19 protein-coding genes are annotated in these 20164 nt (G+C 73.2%); 8 read left to right on the top strand and 11 right to left on the bottom strand.

Annotation, left to right across the window (positions count from 1 at the left end; genetic code table 11):
* The first annotated feature begins 1 nt into the window (after position 1).
* The 7 genes from OG946_RS34485 to OG946_RS34455 all read left to right on the top strand — a co-directional run bounded on the left by OG946_RS34485 (position 2) and on the right by OG946_RS34455 (position 7104).
* Positions 2-1303 carry an ABC transporter substrate-binding protein gene (locus tag OG946_RS34485; protein WP_326799862.1) on the top strand — a complete coding sequence of 434 codons (1302 nt, stop codon included), beginning with the start codon at positions 2-4 and terminating at the stop codon, positions 1301-1303.
* A 6-nt stretch (positions 1304-1309) separates the two neighbouring features.
* Positions 1310-2248 (top strand): carbohydrate ABC transporter permease, encoded by a 939-nt coding sequence (locus tag OG946_RS34480; protein WP_326799861.1) that lies wholly within the window; start codon positions 1310-1312, stop codon positions 2246-2248.
* Positions 2248-3066, top strand: a complete 819-nt coding sequence (locus OG946_RS34475) for a carbohydrate ABC transporter permease (protein ID WP_047019362.1) — start codon at positions 2248-2250, stop codon at positions 3064-3066. Before OG946_RS34480 ends, OG946_RS34475 begins: the two co-directional genes overlap by 1 nt.
* 31 nt (positions 3067-3097) lie before the next feature.
* On the top strand, positions 3098-4495 hold the full coding sequence (locus OG946_RS34470) for a sulfatase-like hydrolase/transferase (protein ID WP_326799860.1): 1398 nt from the start codon (positions 3098-3100) through the stop codon (positions 4493-4495).
* A 206-nt stretch (positions 4496-4701) separates the two neighbouring features.
* On the top strand, positions 4702-5322 hold the full coding sequence (locus OG946_RS34465; protein ID WP_326799859.1) for a class I SAM-dependent methyltransferase: 621 nt from the start codon (positions 4702-4704) through the stop codon (positions 5320-5322).
* A gap of 80 nt (positions 5323-5402) precedes the next feature.
* Positions 5403-6131 carry a transketolase gene (locus OG946_RS34460; protein WP_326799858.1) on the top strand — a complete coding sequence of 243 codons (729 nt, stop codon included), beginning with the start codon at positions 5403-5405 and terminating at the stop codon, positions 6129-6131.
* A gap of 49 nt (positions 6132-6180) precedes the next feature.
* Positions 6181-7104 carry a transketolase family protein gene (locus OG946_RS34455; protein ID WP_326799857.1) on the top strand — a complete coding sequence of 308 codons (924 nt, stop codon included), beginning with the start codon at positions 6181-6183 and terminating at the stop codon, positions 7102-7104.
* 19 nt (positions 7105-7123) lie between these two features.
* Here OG946_RS34455 and OG946_RS34450 read toward each other — a convergent pair whose 3' ends face one another.
* The 4 genes from OG946_RS34450 to OG946_RS34435 all read right to left on the bottom strand — a co-directional run bounded on the left by OG946_RS34450 (position 7124) and on the right by OG946_RS34435 (position 11065).
* On the bottom strand, positions 7124-7480 hold the full coding sequence (locus OG946_RS34450; protein ID WP_326799856.1) for an MmcQ/YjbR family DNA-binding protein: 357 nt from the start codon (positions 7478-7480) through the stop codon (positions 7124-7126).
* Positions 7481-7497: 17 nt separating this feature from the next.
* Positions 7498-8421, bottom strand: a complete 924-nt coding sequence (locus OG946_RS34445; RefSeq protein WP_326799855.1) for an alpha/beta hydrolase — start codon at positions 8419-8421, stop codon at positions 7498-7500.
* Between the two features lie 84 nt (positions 8422-8505).
* On the bottom strand, positions 8506-9354 hold the full coding sequence (locus OG946_RS34440) for a GNAT family N-acetyltransferase (protein ID WP_326799854.1): 849 nt from the start codon (positions 9352-9354) through the stop codon (positions 8506-8508).
* Between the two features lie 106 nt (positions 9355-9460).
* Entirely contained in the window at positions 9461-11065 is a 1605-nt protein-coding gene (locus OG946_RS34435; protein WP_326799853.1) for an alkaline phosphatase D family protein, read from the bottom strand.
* A gap of 311 nt (positions 11066-11376) precedes the next feature.
* Between OG946_RS34435 and OG946_RS34430 the strand changes: the two genes are divergently transcribed.
* Positions 11377-12384 carry a terpene synthase family protein gene (locus OG946_RS34430; RefSeq protein WP_326799852.1) on the top strand — a complete coding sequence of 336 codons (1008 nt, stop codon included), beginning with the start codon at positions 11377-11379 and terminating at the stop codon, positions 12382-12384.
* Between the two features lie 10 nt (positions 12385-12394).
* Here the strand turns inward: OG946_RS34430 and OG946_RS34425 are convergent, their stop codons facing one another.
* From OG946_RS34425 to OG946_RS34395, 7 genes are all read right to left on the bottom strand, one after another.
* Positions 12395-13843 carry a cytochrome P450 gene (locus OG946_RS34425; RefSeq protein ID WP_326800461.1) on the bottom strand — a complete coding sequence of 483 codons (1449 nt, stop codon included), beginning with the start codon at positions 13841-13843 and terminating at the stop codon, positions 12395-12397.
* A gap of 116 nt (positions 13844-13959) precedes the next feature.
* On the bottom strand, positions 13960-14580 hold the full coding sequence (locus OG946_RS34420) for a GTP-binding protein (protein ID WP_326799851.1): 621 nt from the start codon (positions 14578-14580) through the stop codon (positions 13960-13962).
* Positions 14561-14914 carry a DUF742 domain-containing protein gene (locus tag OG946_RS34415; protein WP_326799850.1) on the bottom strand — a complete coding sequence of 118 codons (354 nt, stop codon included), beginning with the start codon at positions 14912-14914 and terminating at the stop codon, positions 14561-14563. Before OG946_RS34415 ends, OG946_RS34420 begins: the two co-directional genes overlap by 20 nt.
* Positions 14911-15297, bottom strand: coding sequence for a roadblock/LC7 domain-containing protein (locus tag OG946_RS34410; protein ID WP_047020624.1), 387 nt, complete (start codon positions 15295-15297; stop codon positions 14911-14913). Before OG946_RS34410 ends, OG946_RS34415 begins: the two co-directional genes overlap by 4 nt.
* Before the next feature lie 19 nt (positions 15298-15316).
* On the bottom strand, positions 15317-17005 hold the full coding sequence (locus tag OG946_RS34405; protein WP_326799849.1) for an ATP-binding protein: 1689 nt from the start codon (positions 17003-17005) through the stop codon (positions 15317-15319).
* Between the two features lie 166 nt (positions 17006-17171).
* Positions 17172-17834 carry a phosphoribosyltransferase gene (locus tag OG946_RS34400; protein WP_326799848.1) on the bottom strand — a complete coding sequence of 221 codons (663 nt, stop codon included), beginning with the start codon at positions 17832-17834 and terminating at the stop codon, positions 17172-17174.
* Between the two features lie 103 nt (positions 17835-17937).
* On the bottom strand, positions 17938-20055 hold the full coding sequence (locus tag OG946_RS34395; RefSeq protein ID WP_326799847.1) for an alpha-galactosidase: 2118 nt from the start codon (positions 20053-20055) through the stop codon (positions 17938-17940).
* Between the last annotated feature and the right edge of the window lie 109 nt (positions 20056-20164).

Below are 20164 nucleotides of genomic sequence, written 5' to 3'. Positions count from 1 at the left end.
CATGTCAGCAAGGCCAGCCATCAACGGTCAGTGGATGACCCGGCGCAGGATGCTGGGCGTCGCCGGCGGTGCCGCCGCGGCACTCCCCCTGGCCGCCTGCGGCTCGGGCGCGCCCGAGGCGGAGTCGGGCGGTGGCGGGGGCGGCGGCACGTTCCTCGCGTACTGGAACAACGCGCACGAGTACGAGGCGTACAAGGACGTCGTCGCGCAGTTCGAGAAGGACCACGGGGTCACCGTGGAACTGCAGAAGTTCCAGTGGGAGGACCTGCGCACCAAGCTCGTCTCGGACTTCCAGTCCGGCAACGTGCCGGACGTGGTGGAGGAGCCGGGCAGTTGGGTGCAGGAGTTCGCGCTCAGCAAGGACGCGCTGTCGCTCCAGAAGTACCTCGACAAGGACGGCGCGAAGATCGGGTTCCCGGACGACTGGCTGGAGGTCGCCGTCTCCGACAACACCCACGAGGGCCAGGTGTACGGCATCCAGATGCACTACACCTGCACGCTGCTGTTCTACAACCGCAAGATGCTCGACGACGCGGGCATCGAACCGCCCGCCACCTGGGACGACTTCCTCTCCGCCACGCGCGAGCTGACCTCCGGCGACGTCAACGGCACGGTGCTCAACGACGGGCTCAGTTACTCCTACCCGTGGATGCTCCAGAACGGCGTGCACGAGTACGACGCGGACAGCGGCGAGCTGCTGCAGCCGCGCGCCGCCGCGATGGAGGCGATGCAGTTCCAGCGGGACCTCGTCCACGAGCACAAGGTCTCCCCCAAGCCGACGACCTCCCTGGATGTGACGCGCGCCGCGAAGTTCTTCGCCGCCGAGCGCACCGCCATGATCCTCACCGGCCCCTGGGACATCCCGATCATCAAGCAGTCCAACCCGGACCTGGAGTACGGGATCGCGCCGGCGCTGACGGGCAAGCGGCAGTCGACGATCGCGGGCGGCACCACGCTGTTCATCCCCGCGCAGGCCAAACGCCCCGACCTGTCGTGGGACTTCATCAAGCGGATCACGGCGCTGAAGACCGAGACCGCGGCGACCGAGGAGTCCAGCATGCTGATGCCGCGCAAGTCGTGGGCGAAGGAGCCGGCGGTCCAGGAGAACCCGGACGTCAAGCCGTTCACCGAGGGCCTGCCGTACGCCGAGGAGTTCCGCACCGGCATCTACACCACCGGCAAGGCGGGCGAGCTGGAGGACATCTACAAGACGCTCTACGAGAGCATGCTGATCGAGGGGGTCGGCGCGGAAGAGGCGTTCGCCGCCTATGACGACGCGGCCAAGAACATCCTCAAGGGCTAAGTGCACATGGCAACGCCGGCCGAACTCCCCCAGCGCCCGGAGCCCGTGGAGCTCCCGAAGCGCACGAAGCGCACCAAGCGCTCCCCGATCGCCCGGCGCCAGGCGCGTACCGCGTACCTGTTCCTGGCGCCGGCGCTGGTCTTCTTCGCGGTCTTCTTCTACTACCCGATCGCCGACATCCTCAACACCAGCATGCTGACGGGCCAGCGGACCGACGAGTTCGCCGGGCTCGACAACTACACCAACGCCTTCGAGGACCCGCAGGCGCGCAACGCCTTCAAGGTCACGCTCCAGTTCGCCGTCGCCACCACCGTCGGCGCCATCGTGCTGGGCATGGGCCTCGCGGTGCTCATCAACCAGAAGCTGCGCGGCAGCCTGGCGTTCAAGCTCGCGCTGCTGGTGCCGTACCTGACGTCGATCGCGGTGGTCGGCCTGATGTGGCGCAACATCCTCGACCCCGAACTCGGCATCCTCAACCGGATACTGACCGACCTCGGCCTGCCCACCCAGGAGTGGCTGAACACCCACCCGGTGGCCACCATCGTCGCGGTGACGCTGTGGATGACCACCGGCTACACGATGATCCTCTTCCTGGCCGGACTCCAGGGCATCCCGGACGTGTACTACGAGGCCGCCAAAGTCGACGGCGCCAACGGCTGGCAGCGCTTCCGGCGGATCACGGTGCCGCTGCTCACCCCGACCACGCTGTTCGTCTCCGTGATGGCCGTGATCACCGGGCTGCAGGCGTTCGGGCAGGCGTACATCATCACCCGCGGCGGCCCGGGAGAAGCCTCCGACCTCTTCGTCTTCCACGTCTTCGAGCTGGCGTTCCGCGCCCGCAACTTCGGCTACGCGTCCGCGCTCTCGGTGCTCCTGCTGCTCGTCATCGTGGCCTTCACGCTGGTGCAGTTGCGCATCGGCCGGGACCGGGAGGTGCAGCACTGATGACCGCAAGGACGTACAAGACGATCGCCTACGTGTTGCTCACCGTCGCCAGCCTGATCACCGTCGTGCCGCTGCTCTACACCGTCTCGCTGTCGCTGCAGACCGAGAAGGAGATGCTGTCGGCGGAGTCGGTGCTCTGGCCGGAATCGCCGCAGTGGGGCAACTACTCCACGCTGTTCGAGGAGGCGCCGTTCGGCAGCTTCATCCTCAACAGCCTGGTCGTCGCGGGCGCGATCGCGCTCTCCCACCTGATCTTCGACCCGCTGGTGGGCTACGTGTTCGCGAAGTTCGACTTCCCGTTCAAGAACACGCTGTTCGTCGCGATCCTCGCCACGCTGATGATCCCGCTCTTCGTCCGCATGATCCCGCTGTACGTGATGATGTCGGACCTCGGCTGGCTGGACAGCTACCAGGGGCTCATCGTGCCGTTCCTGATGGACGGCTTCGGCATCTTCCTCATGCGGCAGTTCATCCAGCCCATCCCCGACGACCTCATCCACGCGGCCCGGGTGGACGGGGCGAACGAGTTCACCATCTACTGGCGGATCATCCTGCCGCAGTGCAAGCCGGCGCTGGCCGTGCTGGGCCTGTTCACGTTCGTCTTCCAGTGGAACGAGTTCCTCTGGCCGCTGGTCGTGACGACCTCGGAGCGGATGCGGACGATCCCGGTGGGGCTGACCCAGTTCAGTCAGGAGCAGTTCCAGCTCTGGCACCTCACCGCCGCGGGGTCGGTCATCATGTTCGTACCGACGGCGCTGCTGCTGATCTTCAGCCAGCGCTACTTCGTCCGCGGAATCGCCCTGACCGGCCTGAAGTGACCCCCCACCCGACCGTGCGGAAAGGACCCCGATGCCCGACCGGCGTCCCCATGTCATCGTCGTCTTCACCGACCAGCAGCGCTGGGACACGACGGGCGCGGGCGGCAACCCGCTCGACCTGACGCCCGCGTTCGACCGGATGGCCCGCTCGGGCACGTACGCGTCGGCGGCGATCACCCCGCAGCCCGTCTGCGCGCCCGCCCGGGCGGCGCTGCAGACGGGCCGGTGGCCCACCGACACCGGCTGCTACCGCAACGGGATCCCGCTGCCGCGCGACGCCCGAACGCTCGCGCACCACTTCGGCGACGCCGGCTACACCACCGGATACATCGGCAAGTGGCACCTGGCCGGCGAGGACCCGGTGCCGCCGGAGGACCGCGGCGGGTACCAGCACTGGCTGGCCTCCAACGTGCTGGAGTTCACCTCGGACGCGTACCGCACGGTGATGTACGACGAGGACGGCGACCCGGTGCGGCTGCCCGGCTACCGCTCGGACGCACTGTTCGACGCGGCGATCCGGTTCGCCGCCGACCACCACGAGGAGCCGTTCTTCCTCTTCCTCTCCCTCATCGAGCCGCACCACCAGAACGAGGTCGACGACTACCCGGCCCCCGACGGCTACGAGGAGCGCTACACCGGCCGCTGGCTGCCGCCGGACCTGGCCGCGCTGTCCGCGGAAGGCGGCACCGCGCACCGGCACATCGCCGGCTACTGCGGCCAGATCCGGCGCGTCGACGAGGGCCTGGGCCGGCTGCTGGACGCCCTGCGCAGCATGGACCTGCTCGACGACACGATCGTGGCGTTCACCTCCGATCACGGCAGCCACTTCCGTACCCGCAACTTCGAGTACAAGCGCTCCTGCCACGACGGTTCGATCCGGGTGCCGCTGGCCCTGCGCGGCCCCGGCTTCGCCGGCGGCCGGGTCCTCGACGCTCCGGTCAGCACCCTGGACCTGCCGCCGACCCTCCTGGACGCCGCGGGGCTCGACGTCCCGGAGGAGATGCACGGGCGCTCCTTCCTGCCGCTGGTCCGCGACCCGGATGCCGACTGGCCGGAGGACGTCTTCGTCCAGGTCAGCGAGTCCGAGTGCGGACGGGCGCTGCGCACCTCACGGTGGAAGTACTACGTCGTCGACCCGGCGGCCGACGGCTGGCGTACCCGCTCCGGCAGCAGGTACGTCGAGACGGCGCTGTACGACCTGGCCCACGACCCGTACGAGCTCGACAACCTTGTCGGGCTCGCCTCGCACCGCGCGCTCGCCGACGGGCTGCGCGCGCGGCTGCTGGCGCGGATCACCGCGGCGGGCGAGCCGGAGCCGGTGATCGAGGCGGCTCCGGAGCGGCGCGCGATGCAGCGCCGGGTCGATCCCACCGTGCACGGATTCAAGCTGGACGGCGTGCGCTTCGGACACCAGCGCAAGCACCCCTGAACCCCGGTGGGGCGAGCCCATGGCGGCCGCTCAGGCGGCCGCCATGGGCGGGCAGATGCAGCGGACGCGACCGCAGCGCGGGCACACCGGCACAAGCGCGGTGACGTGCGGTTGCTGGGGTTGGTGACTGGTCATCTCGGATCCTCCGCCCGGCTGTGAGAACGTGATCTCCTACTCGTTAGACGCAGCGGGGAGCGATCAGGTTTATGGACAGTGGCGCCTGGGACGAACGCTATGCCGCGAAAGACCTCGTTTGGGGCGGTGAACCGAACCGCTGGGTGGCGCGCGAGGTGGCGGAGATCACGCCCGCGCGAGCCCTTGACCTGGCCGCCGGCGAGGGGCGCAACGCGCTCTGGCTCGCGGCCCGGGGCTGGCGGGTGACGGCGGTCGACTTCTCGCGCGTCGCGCTGGAGCGGGGCCGCCGGCGCGCGGCGGAGCTGCCGCCGGAGGCCGCGGAGCGGATCCGGTGGGTACGGGCCGACCTGCTGGAGTACGCCCCGGAGGAGGGCTCGTACGAGCTGGTGGTGGTGGCGTATCTGCACCTGCCGGGCGCGGAGCGGCGCCGGGTGCTGCGGCGGGCTGCCGCCGCGCTCGCCGGCGGCGGCGAACTGCTGGTCGTCGGGCACGACTCGGCGAACCTCACGGAGGGCACCGGCGGGCCGCAGGAGCCGGCGGTGCTGTTCACGGCGCAGGACGTGCTGGCGGACCTCGCGGACGACCCGCTGGAGACCGTACGCGCCGAGCGGGTGCGCCGGCCGGTGGCGCAGGAGGCGGGGCCGCCGAAGGAGGCGATCGACGCCCTGGCCCGGCTGCACCGCCCGCTCTGAGACCGCCGCCGGACCCACCGGCCCGCTTGGGACCAGCCGTTGTTGACTTGAACCATTCTTCAAGTTGCACGGTGGGACACATGACGACTTCCACCGCCGTACGACAGCGAAGGCCCGCCGGCTACGACGATCTGCCCCGCCTCATGGGCCTGATGACCGGCGACGAGAAGCACGGCCCCGCGGCCACCTCCACCCTCGACGCCCTGTGGGTCCTCTACGACCGCGTTCTGCGGGTGACCCCCGAGACCGCCGGGGCGCCGGACCGCGACCGGTTCCTGCTCTCCAAGGGCCACGGGCCGATGGCGTACTACGCCGTGCTCGCCGCCAAGGGCTTCCTGCCCGCCGACTGGCTGCCCGGCTTCGGCTCGTACGACTCGCCCCTCGGCCACCACCCGGACCGCACCCTGCTGCCCGGCGTCGAGATCGGCAGCGGCTCGCTCGGCCACGGACTGCCGCTGGCCGTCGGCACCGCGCTCGGGCTGCGCGCCCGGGGGCTGTACGGCCGGCCGAGCCAAGACCCGCGTGTGTGGGTGCTCGTCGGCGACGCCGAGCTGGACGAGGGCAGCAACCACGAAGCCCTCGCCTACGCCGGCGCCACCGGCCTGGACTCCCTGCACACCCTCGTCATCGACAACTCCTCCGCCAGCCACGCCCTGCCCGGCGGCATCGCCGCCCGCTTCGCGGCCGCCGGCTGGTCCACCGCCACCGTCGACGGCCGCGACCACGAGGCGCTGTACGCCGCCTTCACCGCGCCGCACCCCGGGCGGGCGCGCGCCGTCATCGCCCGCGTCGAGCCCGCGTACGTCTGACCGCCCCGCACCACTCCCCGCGCCACCCACCTGGAAAGGACGCCCGACCATGGACACGATGCGCGAGCGCTTCGCCTCCGTCACCTCCCGGCTGCTGGACGAGGACCCCCGGCTGGCCGTCGTGCTCGCCGAGATCGGCACCGACGGCTTCGCGGAAGCGGCCCGGCGGCACCCGGACCGCGTGCTCAACGTCGGCATCCGCGAGCAACTGCTCGTCGGCGTCGGCGGCGGGCTCGCCCTGGCCGGGATGCGCCCGGTGCTGCACACCTTCGCCAGCTTCCTCGTGGAACGCCCCTTCGAGCAGGTCAAGCTGGACCTCGGCCACCAGGACGCGGGCGCGGTGCTGGTCAGCGCCTACGGTTCGTACGACTGGCCGGCCGGCGGCTACACCCACATGGCGCCCGGCGACATCGCGCTGCTGGACACCCTCGACGGCTGGACGGTGCATGTGCCGGGCCACCCGGACGAGGCCGCGACGCTGCTGCGGCACGCGGTCGCCGCAGGCGACGACAAGGTGTACGTGCGGCTGTCGCAGCAGGCGAACGCGGCGGGCCGGCCGGTCGACGGCGCGGGGTTCCTGACCGTGCGCGAGGGCCGCGCGGGCGTGGTCGTGGCGGTCGGGCCGCTGCTCGACGACGTGCTGGCCGCGACCGAGGGCCTGGACGTGACGGTGCTGTACGCCACGACCGTGCGCCCCTTCGACGCCGCCGCACTGCGCGCCGCGGTGGGCTCGGGCCCCGCGGACGTCGTCCTGGTCGAGCCGTACCTCGCCGGCACCTCCACCGCGTACGCGAACGACGCCCTGGCCGACGTGCCGCACCGGGTGCTGGGGCTGGGCACCGCGCGGGGCGAGCTGCGGCGGTACGGCACGGTCCCCGAACACCTGCGGGCCCACGGGCTGGACCCCGCGTCGCTGCGCGAGCGGATCGCGGCGTTCACGGGCGCCCCGGCCGGGACCCGGGCCGCGGCCTGACCGGCGCGGGCCGGGCGGGTCAGGACTCGCCGGCCAGCTCCGGGTGCTCCGCGAGGAGCCGGGGCGGGGCGGCCTGGCGCCAGGAGTCGGCGACGATGATCTGCAGCTCGTCGCGGTCTTCCAGGGCCGCGATCCGCACCCGTACCCAGGCGAACGGCGCCTCGTGGTCGGCGACCCAGAACTTCTCCGGCTCCGCGAGCGCGAGTTCGTCCCGCTCCGCCTTGGGGCAGCGCACCGCGAACGACGTCTCGTCCTCCGGCAGGGTGAGGAACATCTTGCCCTTCACCCGGAAGGTGGGCATGCCCCACGCCAGCTTCTCCGCGGTCTGCGGCAGCGCCAGGGCGGTCTTGCGTACGTCCTCGGCGGTGAGGGTCATCGGTGCTTCCCCGTCGGTCACACGTGCTTGTCGAGCCAGTCGAGCAGGTCCGCCTGGACCTCGGCGCGGTTCGTCTCGTTGAGGATCTCATGGCGGGCACCGGGGTACGCGCGCCAGGTCGGCTCCCGCAGCCCCGCGTAGCGGAAGTCCTCCAGCAGCTCGGCGACGTGCGTGAGGCCCTGGTTGCACGGATCACGGTCGCCGACGGCGATGTGCACGGGCAGGTCGACGGGGATCCGGGCCACGTTGTACGGGTCGTTGATCTTCCGGGTGCCGAGCACCCAGCCCAGCGACAACGCGACGTCGAAGGGGAAGCCGCAGCGCTCGTCGGCGACGTAGGCGTCGACCTCTGCGGTGTCCCGGGAGAGCCACTCGAAGCCGGTGCGGTGCTCGTACGGATCGTTGAACGAGGCGAAGATCTCCGGTACGAAGTCCGAGAGCGCGCCGCGCCCGCGCTCGGCCGCCTCCCCCGCCAGCCGGCGCACCGCGGTCTCCGTCTCCACGCCTGGCAGGCTGCGCAGGATGCCGGTGAGCACGAGTCCCGCCAGGCCCTCGCCGTGCTCCTGGGCGTAGTCGCGGGCGAGCATCGAGCCCATGCTGTGCCCGAGCAGGACGAACGGCAGCCCGGGGTGGTCCGCGCGCAGCCGGTCGCCGACGGCGGTGAGATCGCCGACGACGGCGCGCCAGGGGTCCGCGTCGCCGGTGCCGGTGACGCCGTAGCCGCCGGTGGCGGCGGCGGTGGCGCCGTGGCCGCGGTGGTCGGAGGCGGCGACGGCGTAGCCGTGGTCGGCGAGGAAGCGGGCGAACCGGTCGTAGCGCAGGCCGTGCTCCGCGGCGCCGTGCACGATCTGCACCAGCGCCCGCGGCCGGCCGCCCTCGGGCGGCCAGGTGTACGCGGCGACGGGGGTGCCGTCCGCGGCCTGAAGGTGGTCGGAGTGCATGCGGCTCGCCTTCCTCGCGATCGGTCGGGTCCGGTGCGGGACTTCCGGGGTCCACCCTCTCTCGCGGGGCCGTCGCACACCAGATCAGCCGTCGAAGGAGATCACGGCGTGGTCCTCGACCGGCTCGTAGCCGAGGCGCCGGTACAGCGCGTTGCTGGTGGGGTTGGCGAGGTCGGTGAAGAGGAGCACGTCGAGAGCGCCGGCGGCCGGCGCCGCACGGCTGACGGCGGCGGTGACGGCGGCCGCGTAGCCGCGGCGGCGCAGCGGGGGCGGGGTGTAGACGGGCGCGACGCGGACCATGCCGGCGACGGTCCGGGTGAGGCCGGCGTACGACACGGGCCGGCCGCCGTCCTCCCAGAGCGTCGCGCCGCCGTAGGCGAGCCGGTCGGCGACGGCGCGGGCCGGGTCGCCCGCGCCGCCGCCGGACTCGGCGGCGAACTCCCGGGTCCACTCGACCAGCAGGTCCCGGTCGGCCTCGGTGGCCGGCCTGGCCCGCCCGGGCGGCGCCGGGTCCGGGGGCACCAGCTCCCCCAGCCGGTACAGCCGGTGCCGCTCCTCCACCGTGCCGGCTACGCCGGTGCGCGCGGTCCAGGCGCCGGCGAACGCCTCGGCCGCCGCCTGCCCGGCGTGCACGCCGGACACGGGCAGCCCCCCGGCGGCCCGCAGCTCCGCCAGCTCCACGGCGGCGGCCGCCGGCATCCGGGACAGCACGAGCGGATACGGCGGGGTGGCCAGATACGCCCCGGCCACCCGTCCTTCCGGCGCCCGCCACCATCCGAACTCGGGCGTGCCGCCGCCGTACCGGTCGAGGCCGGCGGCGTCGAGCGAGGCGGTCACCGTCAGCAGGACGGTGTGCGGGGCGGGCTCCGCCCGCAGGTAGGGCCCCGCGGCGGCGGTGAAGGCATCGAGGTCCTGCGTCGTGATCCAGCTCATGGCCCACCCTGCACCGCCGCCGCGTACGAAAGCACCCGCATTTCCGTGCCCCGCCCCCGCGTTGGCGGCCCCGGCGCAACCGCCCCGCGCTTCCGCCGGGGCCGGCTCAGGGCTGCGGGGCGGCCGGCTGCTCCACCTCCTGGATGCCGGGGCGGCCCGCCGTCACGTGGACGCGGGCGCGGGTCGCGACCGGGGCGCCCGGGGTGGAGACGTACGGGACGACGCGGTAGTCGGTGCGCCAGCTCTCCCGGGTCACCTCGCAGACGCCGTAGCCGCGCTGGACGTTGTGGAACTTCATGTGCGGGTTCTCCTGCAGCCAGACGCGGCCCCACTCGTCCTGGTCGGAGCCGTTGCCGCCGGAGGAGATGGAGGTGCCGAGGAACTCGACGCCGACGGTGGCCGAGGCGGGGTCGTCGAAGTCGTGCTTGAGGTCGGCGGCGACGCTGCGGTGGGCGTCGCCGGTGACGACGACGAAGTTGCCGATGCCGCGCTTTTCGACGCCGTCGAAGAGGCGCTGCCGCGCGGCGGCGTAGCCGTCCCAGGTGTCCATGCCGAACGCCTGCTCGATGCCCTCGGCGGAGTCGCCCTGCATGGTCATGATCTGGTTGGCCATCACGTCCCAGGTGGTACGGGACCGGGTGAGCCCGTCGAGCAGCCACGCCTCCTGCTCGGCGCCGAGCATGGTGCGCGCCGGGTCCAGCCGGTCGTCGCAGTCGAACTGCCGCCCGTCGCCGCACGCCTGGTTGTCACGGAACTGGCGGGTGTCGACGACGTGGAACTGGGCGAGGGTGCCGTAGGACAGCCGGCGGTAGAGCTGCATGTGCGGGCCGGCGGGCAGGGAGGAGCGGCGCAGCGGCAGGTTCTCGTAGTACGCCTGGAAGGCGGCGGCGCGCCGGGCCGCGAACTCGGCGCCGCCGACGTCGTCGCCGTCGAGGCCGTCGGCCCAGTTGTTGTCGACCTCGTGGTCGTCGAGGACCACGATCCAGGGGTGGGCGGCGTGCTCCGCCTGGAGGTCGGGGTCCAGCTTGTACTGGCCGTAGCGCACCCGGTAGTCGGCGAGCGAGTGGAGCTCGCGGGCGGGCAGGTGGCCCCGGCCGACGGTGCCCTGGCCGCCGCCCTCGTAGATGTAGTCGCCGAGGTGGACGACGACGTCGACGTCCTCCCCGGCGAGGTGGCGGAAGGCGGTGAAGTGGCCGTCGGGGTAGTTCTGGCAACTGACGAAGGCGAAGGCCATCGAGGCGATGCCGGCGTCCGCGGCCGGGGCGGTCCTGGTGCGCCCGGTGGCGCTGACGTGCGTGCCGGCGCGGAAGCGGTACCAGTACTCCCGGTCCGGTGCCAGCCCCCGGACCTCGGCGTGCACGGAGTGACCCAGCTCGGGTACGGCCCACTCCACCCCGGCGCGCCGGACCCGCCGGAACCCCGGGTCCTCGGCGATCTGCCAGGTCACGGGCACCTTGTAGCCGGGCATCCCGCCCCTGCCGTCCGCGGCCAGCGGCTCGGGCGCGAGCCGCGTCCAGAGCACGGCGCCGTCGGGCGCCGGGTCGCCGGAGGCAACGCCGAGGGCGAACGGGTCGCCGCTGAAGCGGGGTTCGGCCCGGGCGGGCGCGGCGGACAGGCCGGCGAGGGGCAGCGCGGCGGCCAGGGAGAACCCTGACCCGAGCGCGAGGAAACGGCGGCGGCTGAAACCCGGGGTGCTGGTGAAACGAGACAAGGGGCCTCCCAGTGAGCGGTACCTGAGTCCTGAGCGACGCGTGGGGGGCCGCCCCAACATAGGGGCGCGCGGGCGCGCTCGGGCACCTGTTGCGGCTATCTCGGTGGATTGGCGGGCGGGCGCGGGTACGCCCTGTCCGATATTGCTCGGCGCATTCCGTCGTACGTATAGCCAAAGAAGATGCGAACAGGTTGCCGGAGGCAGGCACCCGGGCAGGTTGGGCAGGTCACTGTCGAATCCCGGTCCCGAGGAGACAGAACATGACGCTCAAGAAGAACAGGAGTGGCGTAACTTCTCACAAAACGACTCCAGTGGAGGTCACTTTTCCGCCGATCTGGTGTCCGTTTCCGGCTCAGCTGCACCCCGAGGCGGCCGGTCTGGACGACCACATCATCGCCTGGGCGCGCCACGCCGACCTGATCCGCGACGGGTCCGCCGTCACCCACTTCCACCGCGCCGGCTTCGGCCGGTTCGCCGCCACCGTCTACCCCCGCGCCGACCGTCTCGAACTGGTCGCCGAGTGGCAGGTCTACAACTGGATCGTCGACGACCACCTCGACGAGGGCCACGTGGCCCTCACCCCCGCCCAGCGGCTGCGCACGGCCGCCGAGCTGGGCGCCCAGCTAGACCCCGACCTCGACGCGCCGGCGCCCGCCGGGCCCCTCGCCGCCGCGCTCGCCGAGCTGTGGGAGCGTACGGCCAAGCCCTTCTCCCGCGCCTGGCGCGAGCGGTTCGCCGCGCACTACCGCGACTTCCTGTGGTACACGATCCTGCCGCACGCGGAACCCGCCCGGATCGCCGGCCAGACGCTCGCGGACTTCGCGCGGCGCCGGCGGCTCAACTCCGGCTGCGAGATGAGCTTCGACCTGATCGAGCCCGCGAACTCCACCGAGATCCCGGCCGCCGTCGCCGCCAGCGACGCCTACCGGGCGGTCCGGGACGCCGCCAACGACGTCGTCTCCTGGACCAACGACATCTACTCGGTGCACAAGGAGACCGCCCGCGGCGACCACGACCACCTCGCCGCCGTGCTGTGGCACGTCGAAGGCGGCACCTGGCAGGCGGCGCTCGACCGGGCGGCCGCCATGGTCGGGCAGCGCTCCGAGGACTTCAGGTCCGCCTGCCGGGACGTACGCGGCATGAAGCCGCTCTTCGGCCTCGACCCCCACGGGTGGGCGGTGATCGAGGACTCGCTCACCGACCTCGGCTCCTGGATTGCGGGCAGCCTCGAATGGCACGGCTGGTCGCCGCGCTACCGGGAAGTGGCCACCACGAGGGTCGGCAGCGCACCCGCGTACATAGAGCCGCACCTCGGCTAGCGGCGGCGGCTCAGCTCCCGCGCCACCACGCGACCAGCGTCCGCCACAGCGACGGCCGCCGCCGCCGGCCCGGCTCCGTACCCGCACCCGGCGGGGGGCCGTCGGGGTGCGCCCCGGGCCCGGGGGCGGCGGCCTGGGGCACGGGCCCCGGCGCGGTCGCGCTGGCCACCGCCGCCGGTACGGGCTCCTGCGCGGCCGGCGCCGGCGCCCCGCCGGCGGGGGCGGAAGGACCCGGTACGGCAGCGGCGGGCACCTGCTCCCGCCGGACCGCGCCCGTGGCGGGGCCCGGCGGGGTGAAGGTCACCGGCAGCTCGACCAGTTCGCGGGAGAGCAGCGACGTACGGTGCTTCAGCTCCTTCTCCTCGACCGCCAGGCTCAGGTCCGGCAGCCGCGACAGCAGCGTGTCGATCCCGGTGTCGGCGATGGCCCGGCCGATGTCCTGGCCCGGGCACTCGTGCGGCCCGCCGCTGAACGCCAGGTGCGAGCGGTTTCCGTGCACCGGCACGTCGAGGTCGGGGCGGATCTCCGGGTCGAGGTTGCCCGCGGCCAGGCTCAGGATCAGCAGGTCCCCTGCCTTGATCTGCTGCCCGGCCAGCTCCGTGTCGCCGGTGGCGTACCGCCCGTAGACGGCGGTGAACGGCGGCTCGTCCCACAGCACCTGCTCCAGCGCGTCCGGCAGCGTCATGTGGCCGCCGGCCAGGTTGCCGCGGAAGCGGCTGTCGGTGAGCACCATGCGCAGGGTGTTCGCGATCAGGTTCGCGGTGGTGGAGTACGCGGCGATCAGCACCAGCCGCAGGTGCTCGACCAGCTCGTCGTCGCGGAGGCCCGACTCGTGCGCCACCAGCCAGGAGGCGAAGTCGTGCCCGGGCGCCGCCTGCTTGCGCGCCACCAGGTCGCGCAGCGTCTGCACGATGTAGTCGTTGCTCGCGATCGCCGTCTCGGAGCCCTTGACCATGTCCCGGGCGGCCTCGACCAGTTGCGGGCCGTACGACTCGGCCATGCCGAGCGCCTTCGTCATCACCAGCATCGGCAGGTGCTCCGCGAACTGGCCCACCAGGTCCGCCCGGCCGGTGGCCGCGAACTCGTCGACGAGCTGCCCGGAGAACCGGGTGACGTGGCGCCGGATACCGTGCCGGTCGAAGCGCTTCATGCTGTCGGTGACCGCGGAGCGCAGCCGCCGGTGCTCGGAGCCGTCGACGAAGGAGCACATCGGCACCCAGGTGACCAGCGGCAGCAGCGGGTTGTCCGGGCCGACCTGGCCGTCCCGCAGGAAGCGCCAGTTGCGCGAGTCGCGGGAGAAGCGGGTCGGGTTGCGGGTGACGTCCAGCAGCTCGCGGTAGCCGAGGACCAGCCAGGCGGGCAGGTCGCCGTGGACGAGGACGGGCGCGACGGCGCCGTGCTCGGCACGCAGCTTCTCGTACAGCCCGTACGGGTTCGACGCCGCCTCGGGGCCGTCCATCCGGGCCGGGCCGCCGGCGCCGCCGGCGTGCGCGGGGCAGCCGGGCGGTGGCGCCGCGGCCTGGCCGGCGCTCTGCTCCGATGGGTCTGCTGCCGGTACGGGGTCGGATTCCGTCGTCACGACGCCTCCGTGGTCAGGGCTATGGAGTGCAGGAAGCGCACCAGGGACTTCAGGACGCTGCGGGAGGACTCCTGATCGCGGGCGTCGCAGGTGATGAGCGGTACGTGCGCGGGCAGGTCGAGCGCGGCCCGTATCTCGTCGAGGGAGTGGGACGGGGCGTCCGGGAAGCGGTTGACCGCGACGAGGAACGGCACGCCGCCCTCCTCCAGCCGGCCCAGCACGTCGAAGCAGGCTTCGAGCCGGCGGGTGTCGACCAGGACCACGGCCCCGAGCGCGCCCTCGAAGAGGCCCTGCCACAGGAACCAGAAGCGCTGCTGGCCGGGCGCGCCGAACAGGTAGAGCACCAGCCGCTCGTTGAGGCTGATCCGGCCGAAGTCCATGGCGACGGTCGTCTCGCTCTTGTCCGGCACGCCGGCGAGGTGGTCCACGCCCTCGCCGGCCCGGGTCATCGTCTCCTCGGTCGTCATCGGATCGATCTCGCTGACCGCGCCGACCATGGTCGTCTTCCCGACGCCGAACCCGCCCACCACCACGACCTTGACCGACGTCGTCGCCGAGGCGGGCAGGAGGTCCTCGCTGCGCGGACCCACGACGGCGTCAAAGCTGTTCGAGTCCATCCATTACTTCCTCGAGGAGTCGCAGGTCTGCCACGGGCGGGACGGTGGAGCGGGTCTCGACCGCGCCCTCCGCCATCAGGTCCGCGACGAGCACCGCCACCGCGCTGAAGGGCAGGCGCAGATAGGCGGTCAGCTCGGCGACGGACAGGGGCGCGCGGCACAGCCGGACGATGGCCGCGCGCTCAGGCTGCATCCCGGGCGCCGGCTGCGTCCGGGAGATGACGAGCGTGACCAGGTCGGGTGCACCCTGGGCGGCGGTGCCGCTGCGCCCGCCGGTGATGACGTAAAGCCGTTCGGGACCGTCGTCGTGCCACTCGTGGTCCGCTTTCTTCATATGGCCTGTCCGTCGCTCCGCGGTGGGCTTGTCAGATGTGCCCCGATGCGTGCGACGAGATCGCGCATGCGCTGGCCCATGAGGCCCGCGTCGACTCCTTCGTCGGCCGCGACCGCCAGATAGGCTCCGGCGCCCGCGGCCATGAGATAGAAGAATCCGCCGCTGACCTCGATGACCAGCATCCGCATCTTCCCGTTGCTGTTCGGGAACACGCCGGCGATCGACTTCGCCAGGCTCTGCAGCCCGGCGCAGGCGGCCGCGAGCCGGTCGGCCGTGTCCGGCTCGGTGCCGTGCTGGGCCATCCGCAGCCCGTCGGAGGACAGGACCACGACGTGCCGGGTCTCGGGGACGCTCTCGGCCAGATCCCGGAGCATCCAGTCCATGTCCGCTCGCTGCGCCACGTCAGTCCTCCTCGCCCGATGATGGATTCGACGATTCCGGTGCTCCGTCGCCGTGCCGGAGGCGGGCAGAGCGTTCCGGGCGTATCGACCCGGCCGCCTCGTCCTCGCCGCGGGCGGTACCGCCCGGCTCCTGCGGCTCCGCGGCCGCGCCCGCGTCGCCGGCCTGCGGCTCGCCCTCCAGGCCGCGGGTGAAGTCGCCGAGCCACAGGCCCGGTTCGACGCCGCTGCTCGCCGCCGCGCCGTTCTCGGTCCCGGCCGGGGCCGCGGTGGCCGTACGCCGTCCGGACGCCTGCCCGCCGGCCGCCGGGGCGGCGGGCGGCGCGACCGGGGTACGGCGGCGGCGCTGCGGCAGGCTGCCGGGGACCGGCTCGGGGTGCGCGGGCGGCGAGGGCTGCGGGCCCGCCTGCCGCGCCGGCGGCACCCGGTCCCGGCTGCGCTTGAGGCCCGCGCGCGCGTCGGTGCTGCCCTCGATCCCGGCCGGCGCCGGGGTGGGGTTGCGCAGCGGCCGCGGTCCCGAGGTGGCGCCGATGCCGTGGGCGGTGCCGGTGGCGGGCGTGGTGGTGAGCAGGACCTGCGGCACGACGAGCACCGCGCGCACGCCGCCGTACGCGGACGGGCGCAGCGAGACGCGGAAGTCGTACGTCTGCGCCAGCCGCCCGACGACCGCGAGCCCGAGCCGCGGGGTCTCGCCGAGGTCGTTGAGGTCGATGCCGGCCTGGGCCTCGGCGAGCATGCGCTCGGCGCGCTCGCGCGCCTCTTCGCTGAGGCCCACGCCGCCGTCCTCGATCTCGATGGCGACGCCCGACTGCACCTCGGTGGCCGAGAGATGGACCTTGGCGTGCGGCGGCGAGTAGCGGGTGGCGTTGTCGAGGAGTTCGGCGACGGCGTGGATCAGCGGCTCGACGGCGGAGCCGACGACGGCGACCTCGGCCACGGGGTGGAGTTCGACGCGCTGGTAGTCGATGATCCGGGACATGCCGCCGCGCAGCACGCTGTAGAGCGCGATGGCCTTGCCCCACTGGCGGCCGGGGCGGTCGCCGCCGAGCACGGCGATGCTGTCGGCGAGCCGGCCGACCAGCGCGGTGCCGTGGTCGAGCTTGAGCAGGTCGGCGAAGAACTCGTGCCGCCGGCCGTGCCGGTCCTCCATCTCCCGCAGGCTGCGCGCCTGCTGGTGGATGATGGCCTGCACCCGGCGGGCGATGTTGACGAAGCCGCGCTCGGCGGAGACGCGCAGGTCCTCGGCGTTCTGCACCGCCTCGACGACGGAGCGCAGCGCGGCCGCGTGGGCGGCGCGCACCTGCGGGGTCAGGGACTTCTCCGCCTCTATGTCGGTGAGCACGTCCTCGGCGTACTCGCCCCGCTGCAGCCGCGCGACGGCCTGCGGCAGCAGGCCCGCGAGCCGGATCATCTCGGCTTCCTGGGCGGCGAGCCGCCGCTCCCACGCGGCCTCGTGGTCCGCGTGTTCCGCGGACGGCGCGCCGGCGGCCCGCCCGCGGCGCTCGGCCTCGGCGGCGGCGAACGCGACCACGAGGGTGGCGACCGCGCCGCACACGGCGACGGGCGTACGCGCGTCGGCGGAGACGAGCGGCAGGGCGATGGCCGTGCTCACGACCACGACGGCGGTGGGTATCAGCCACCAGCGGACGAATCCCGTCCGCCGGCCGCCGGTGGCGGGTCCCGCTGGATCCATGAGCATCCTCAGGGTCGAACGACTGTGTGACGCCAAGCGGTCACGCTGAGCATCGCAAGCAGCTTAGTGGGCTCCGCTTGCCGCTGGCATAGGTTCTCAGCATGTCCAACCTACGCCTACCTCACGTTAGTTGACGATCACTCAGCGACCGGGTCGCGACCGTTTTTCAGCCAGTACCGAGCAGTTCGAGCACATCGGCATCCGTTAGCTGCTCGAACTCGTCGTACCAGAGTCCGACCGCACCGAAGTCCGCCGGCGCGTAGAGGCACGTCACGTCGTCCGCCTCGCCGCGTACGGCCCTGAGCCCGCCGGGCGACGCCACCGGCACCGCCAGGGTGAGCCGTGCGGGCCCCGCCGCCCGCGCCGCGCGCAGCGCCGCGCGGGCGGTCGCGCCGGTGGCGAGCCCGTCGTCCACGACGACGGCCCAGCGGCCGGCGAGCGCGGGTGCGGGCCGGCCGCCGCGGTAGAGCGACTCGCGGCGGCGCAGCTCGGCGCTCTCCCTGCGGGCGGTCGCCGCGAGGTCACGCTCGGTGAGCCCGGACCCGGCGAGCGCGTCGGGGTCGTAGAGCGGCGGGGCGTCGCCCGCCACCGCGCCGAGCCCGTACTCGGGGTGGTGCGGGTGGCCGATCTTGCGGACGAGGAGCACGTCGAGCGGGGCGCCGAGGGCGCGGGCGACCTCGTACGCGACGGGCACGCCGCCGCGCGGCAACGCGAGCACCACGGCGCCGCGCGGGGCGCCGGCGGCGGGCGCGGCGCCGGCCTCGGGCCGGCTGTCCCGCAGCCGCCGGGCGAGCGCGCGGCCCGCCTCGCTACGGTCGTGGAAGCGCATGGTCCCGCTCCGTCGGGGTCCCCCCGGTCACGTCACATTGTGCGACGGTCCGGGGCGTCACGCACCTCGCGCGCACGGTCCTGCGGTACGGGCCCCGCGGCCGTCAGCGGCGGCGCAGGTGCACCACCGTGGCGTCGAGGTCCCCGTGCAGCCCGGTGTGCAGCCCCCGGTGCGCGAGCACCCCGCCCCGCAGCACCTCCCCCGGCTCGCCGCCGGCCAGCACCTCGTACTCCGCGGCCGGGTCGACCGCGGGGAGGCGCAGCGGCGGCAGCGACTCGTTGTAGCGCTGCGCCTGCAGCCAGGCCAGGACGACGACCTCGTCGGCGCGCTCCGGGTCGTCGCCGAGGACGTACTGCACGGCGCTCAGGCCCTCCTGCGGCTCCCGCAGCCGGTAGAGCCGGCCGAGCTGGACGGCGGGGCGGATCCGCTTGTACAGCTCCACCCAGCGCCCGGCCTCGGCCAGCTCCTCGCCGCTCCACCGGGCGAGGTCGCCGCCGACGCCGAGCACGCCTGCCATGGCGCTGACGAAGCGGTAGCGCAGGCTGCTGACGCGGTCCTGCATCTGCTCGTTGGGGCTGTCGGTGACCCAGGCGGCGGTGACCCGGGCGGGGTGGATCTGGCCGATGCCGTGCTGGATGGGCAGCCGGTCGAGCGGGTCGGTGTTGTCGGAGGTCCACACCTGGTCCGTACGGGACAGGATGCCGAGGTCGATCCGGCCGCCACCGCCCGAGCAGGACTCGAAGGCGACGTGCGGGTGCGCGGCGCGCAGCCGGTCGAGCAGGTCGTACAGCCCCTGCACGTGCGGCACCGAGGGGTCGGTGTGCGCGCCCGGCTCGGTGAGGGAGCGGTTGAAGTCCCACTTGACGTAGTCGATGGGCGCGGAGCGCAGCAGTTCGTCGAGCTGCTCCCACAGATACGCCCTGACCTCGGGGCGGCCGAGGTCCAGCACGAGCTGGTGGCGGAACTCGGTACGCCGGCGGTCCGGCCGGTGGTGCACCCAGTCGGGGTGGGCGCGGTAGAGGTCGCTGTCGGGGTTGACCATCTCCGGCTCGACCCAGATGCCGAAGTGCATGCCGAGGGCGTGGACTTCGTCGGCGAGCGGCTTCAGCCCGTCGGGGAAGCGGTCGGGGTTGGGCGTCCAGTCGCCGAGGCCGGCCTTCGCGTGCGTACGGGCGCCGAACCAGCCGTCGTCGACGACGAACAGCTCCACGCCCATCGCCGCGGCCCGGCGCGCCAGCTCGCGCTGGTGCTCCAGCTCGACATCGAACTTGGTGGCCTCCCACGAGTTGTAGAGGACGGGCCGGGGGATGTGCGCGTCCGGTACGACGTGCGCGAGCTGCCAGGCGTGCCAGGCGCGGGAGGCGGCGCCGAAGCCGCCGTCGGTGTAGAGGCCGGCGAAGACGGGCGCGGTGTAGGACTCGCCGGGCGCGAGCCGGACCAGTCCTGAGTCGTCGTGCCCGGCGCCGCCGACGGCCTGCACGACGCCGTCGTCGAGCTGCTGCACGGCGATGCGCCAGGATCCCGACCAGGCCAGCGCGCAGCCGTAGACCTCGCCGTGCTCCTCGCCCGCGGTGCCGTCGTCCAGGGCGATCCAGGGCAGGTGGCGGTGCGAGGTGTGGCCGCGGCGGCTGCCGATGACGGTCTCGCCCGGGGTCAGCTCGGCGCGGGCGAGCAGGCTCTCGGCGGCCCAGCGGCCGTGCAGGTGGGAGAGGCGGCGGCGGTCGGCGCGCGGCAGGGTCCAGGCCGCGGAGTCGAGCCGCAGCAGCTCCAGCGCGGGGTCGCCCGCGCCGCCCTCGTGGACGGCGGTGGCCCAGCGCTCCAGCACGTCGGCGCCTGCGCGCATGCGGTAGTGCAGGGTGACGGCGAGGCGGTGCACGGGGTCGTGGAAGGTGAGCCGCAGCACGCCGCCCTCGGTCCCGGCGCCGCGGAACTCCCATTCGCTGCCGCGCCCGCCGGCGCCGTCCGCGGCGCGTACGGCGAGCGCGGGCCGCACGAAGCGGGGGCCGCCCTCGACGGGGTACTCCTCGCGGCCGTCGAGGCGCGATTCGAAGGAGCGGAAGCGCGGCGCCGGTTCCGCGGCCAGCGCCTCGGCGTCGGCGAGGCTGAGCCGCGGTCCCCAGTGGAGGTGCAGCAGCTCGTCGCGCCGGTTCAGCCGCAGGGCGTAGCTGCTGTGCGGGCCCGACAGCAGCCAGATCCGACCGTTCCCACCGACCTCGACCATCACGTCTCCCATAACTCAACAGAGATACACAACATCGCAGCCGGGGGGATCCTTGTCCAGCGTGCCTTTGTCGTACTGTCAAAGTGCCGCGCCCTCCCGACGTTACGGA

Source organism: Streptomyces sp. NBC_01808, from assembly GCF_035917395.1.
GTDB lineage: Bacteria > Actinomycetota > Actinomycetes > Streptomycetales > Streptomycetaceae > Streptomyces.
This window is presented reverse-complemented; position numbering and strand designations above follow the sequence as displayed.

Coding starts and splice junctions, on each gene's coding strand:
- OG946_RS34485 (WP_326799862.1), top strand. CDS start 2: ATGTCAGCAAGGCCAGCCATCAACGGTCAGTGGATGACCCGGCGCAGG.
- OG946_RS34480 (WP_326799861.1), top strand. CDS start 1,310: ATGGCAACGCCGGCCGAACTCCCCCAGCGCCCGGAGCCCGTGGAGCTC.
- OG946_RS34475 (WP_047019362.1), top strand. CDS start 2,248: ATGACCGCAAGGACGTACAAGACGATCGCCTACGTGTTGCTCACCGTC.
- OG946_RS34470 (WP_326799860.1), top strand. CDS start 3,098: ATGCCCGACCGGCGTCCCCATGTCATCGTCGTCTTCACCGACCAGCAG.
- OG946_RS34465 (WP_326799859.1), top strand. CDS start 4,702: ATGGACAGTGGCGCCTGGGACGAACGCTATGCCGCGAAAGACCTCGTT.
- OG946_RS34460 (WP_326799858.1), top strand. CDS start 5,403: ATGACGACTTCCACCGCCGTACGACAGCGAAGGCCCGCCGGCTACGAC.
- OG946_RS34455 (WP_326799857.1), top strand. CDS start 6,181: ATGGACACGATGCGCGAGCGCTTCGCCTCCGTCACCTCCCGGCTGCTG.
- OG946_RS34450 (WP_326799856.1), bottom strand. CDS start 7,480: ATGACCCTCACCGCCGAGGACGTACGCAAGACCGCCCTGGCGCTGCCG.
- OG946_RS34445 (WP_326799855.1), bottom strand. CDS start 8,421: ATGCACTCCGACCACCTTCAGGCCGCGGACGGCACCCCCGTCGCCGCG.
- OG946_RS34440 (WP_326799854.1), bottom strand. CDS start 9,354: ATGAGCTGGATCACGACGCAGGACCTCGATGCCTTCACCGCCGCCGCG.
- OG946_RS34425 (WP_326800461.1), bottom strand. CDS start 13,843: ATGGACGGCCCCGAGGCGGCGTCGAACCCGTACGGGCTGTACGAGAAG.
- OG946_RS34420 (WP_326799851.1), bottom strand. CDS start 14,580: ATGGACTCGAACAGCTTTGACGCCGTCGTGGGTCCGCGCAGCGAGGAC.
- OG946_RS34415 (WP_326799850.1), bottom strand. CDS start 14,914: ATGAAGAAAGCGGACCACGAGTGGCACGACGACGGTCCCGAACGGCTT.
- OG946_RS34410 (WP_047020624.1), bottom strand. CDS start 15,297: ATGGACTGGATGCTCCGGGATCTGGCCGAGAGCGTCCCCGAGACCCGG.
- OG946_RS34405 (WP_326799849.1), bottom strand. CDS start 17,005: ATGGATCCAGCGGGACCCGCCACCGGCGGCCGGCGGACGGGATTCGTC.
- OG946_RS34400 (WP_326799848.1), bottom strand. CDS start 17,834: ATGCGCTTCCACGACCGTAGCGAGGCGGGCCGCGCGCTCGCCCGGCGG.
- OG946_RS34395 (WP_326799847.1), bottom strand. CDS start 20,055: ATGGTCGAGGTCGGTGGGAACGGTCGGATCTGGCTGCTGTCGGGCCCG.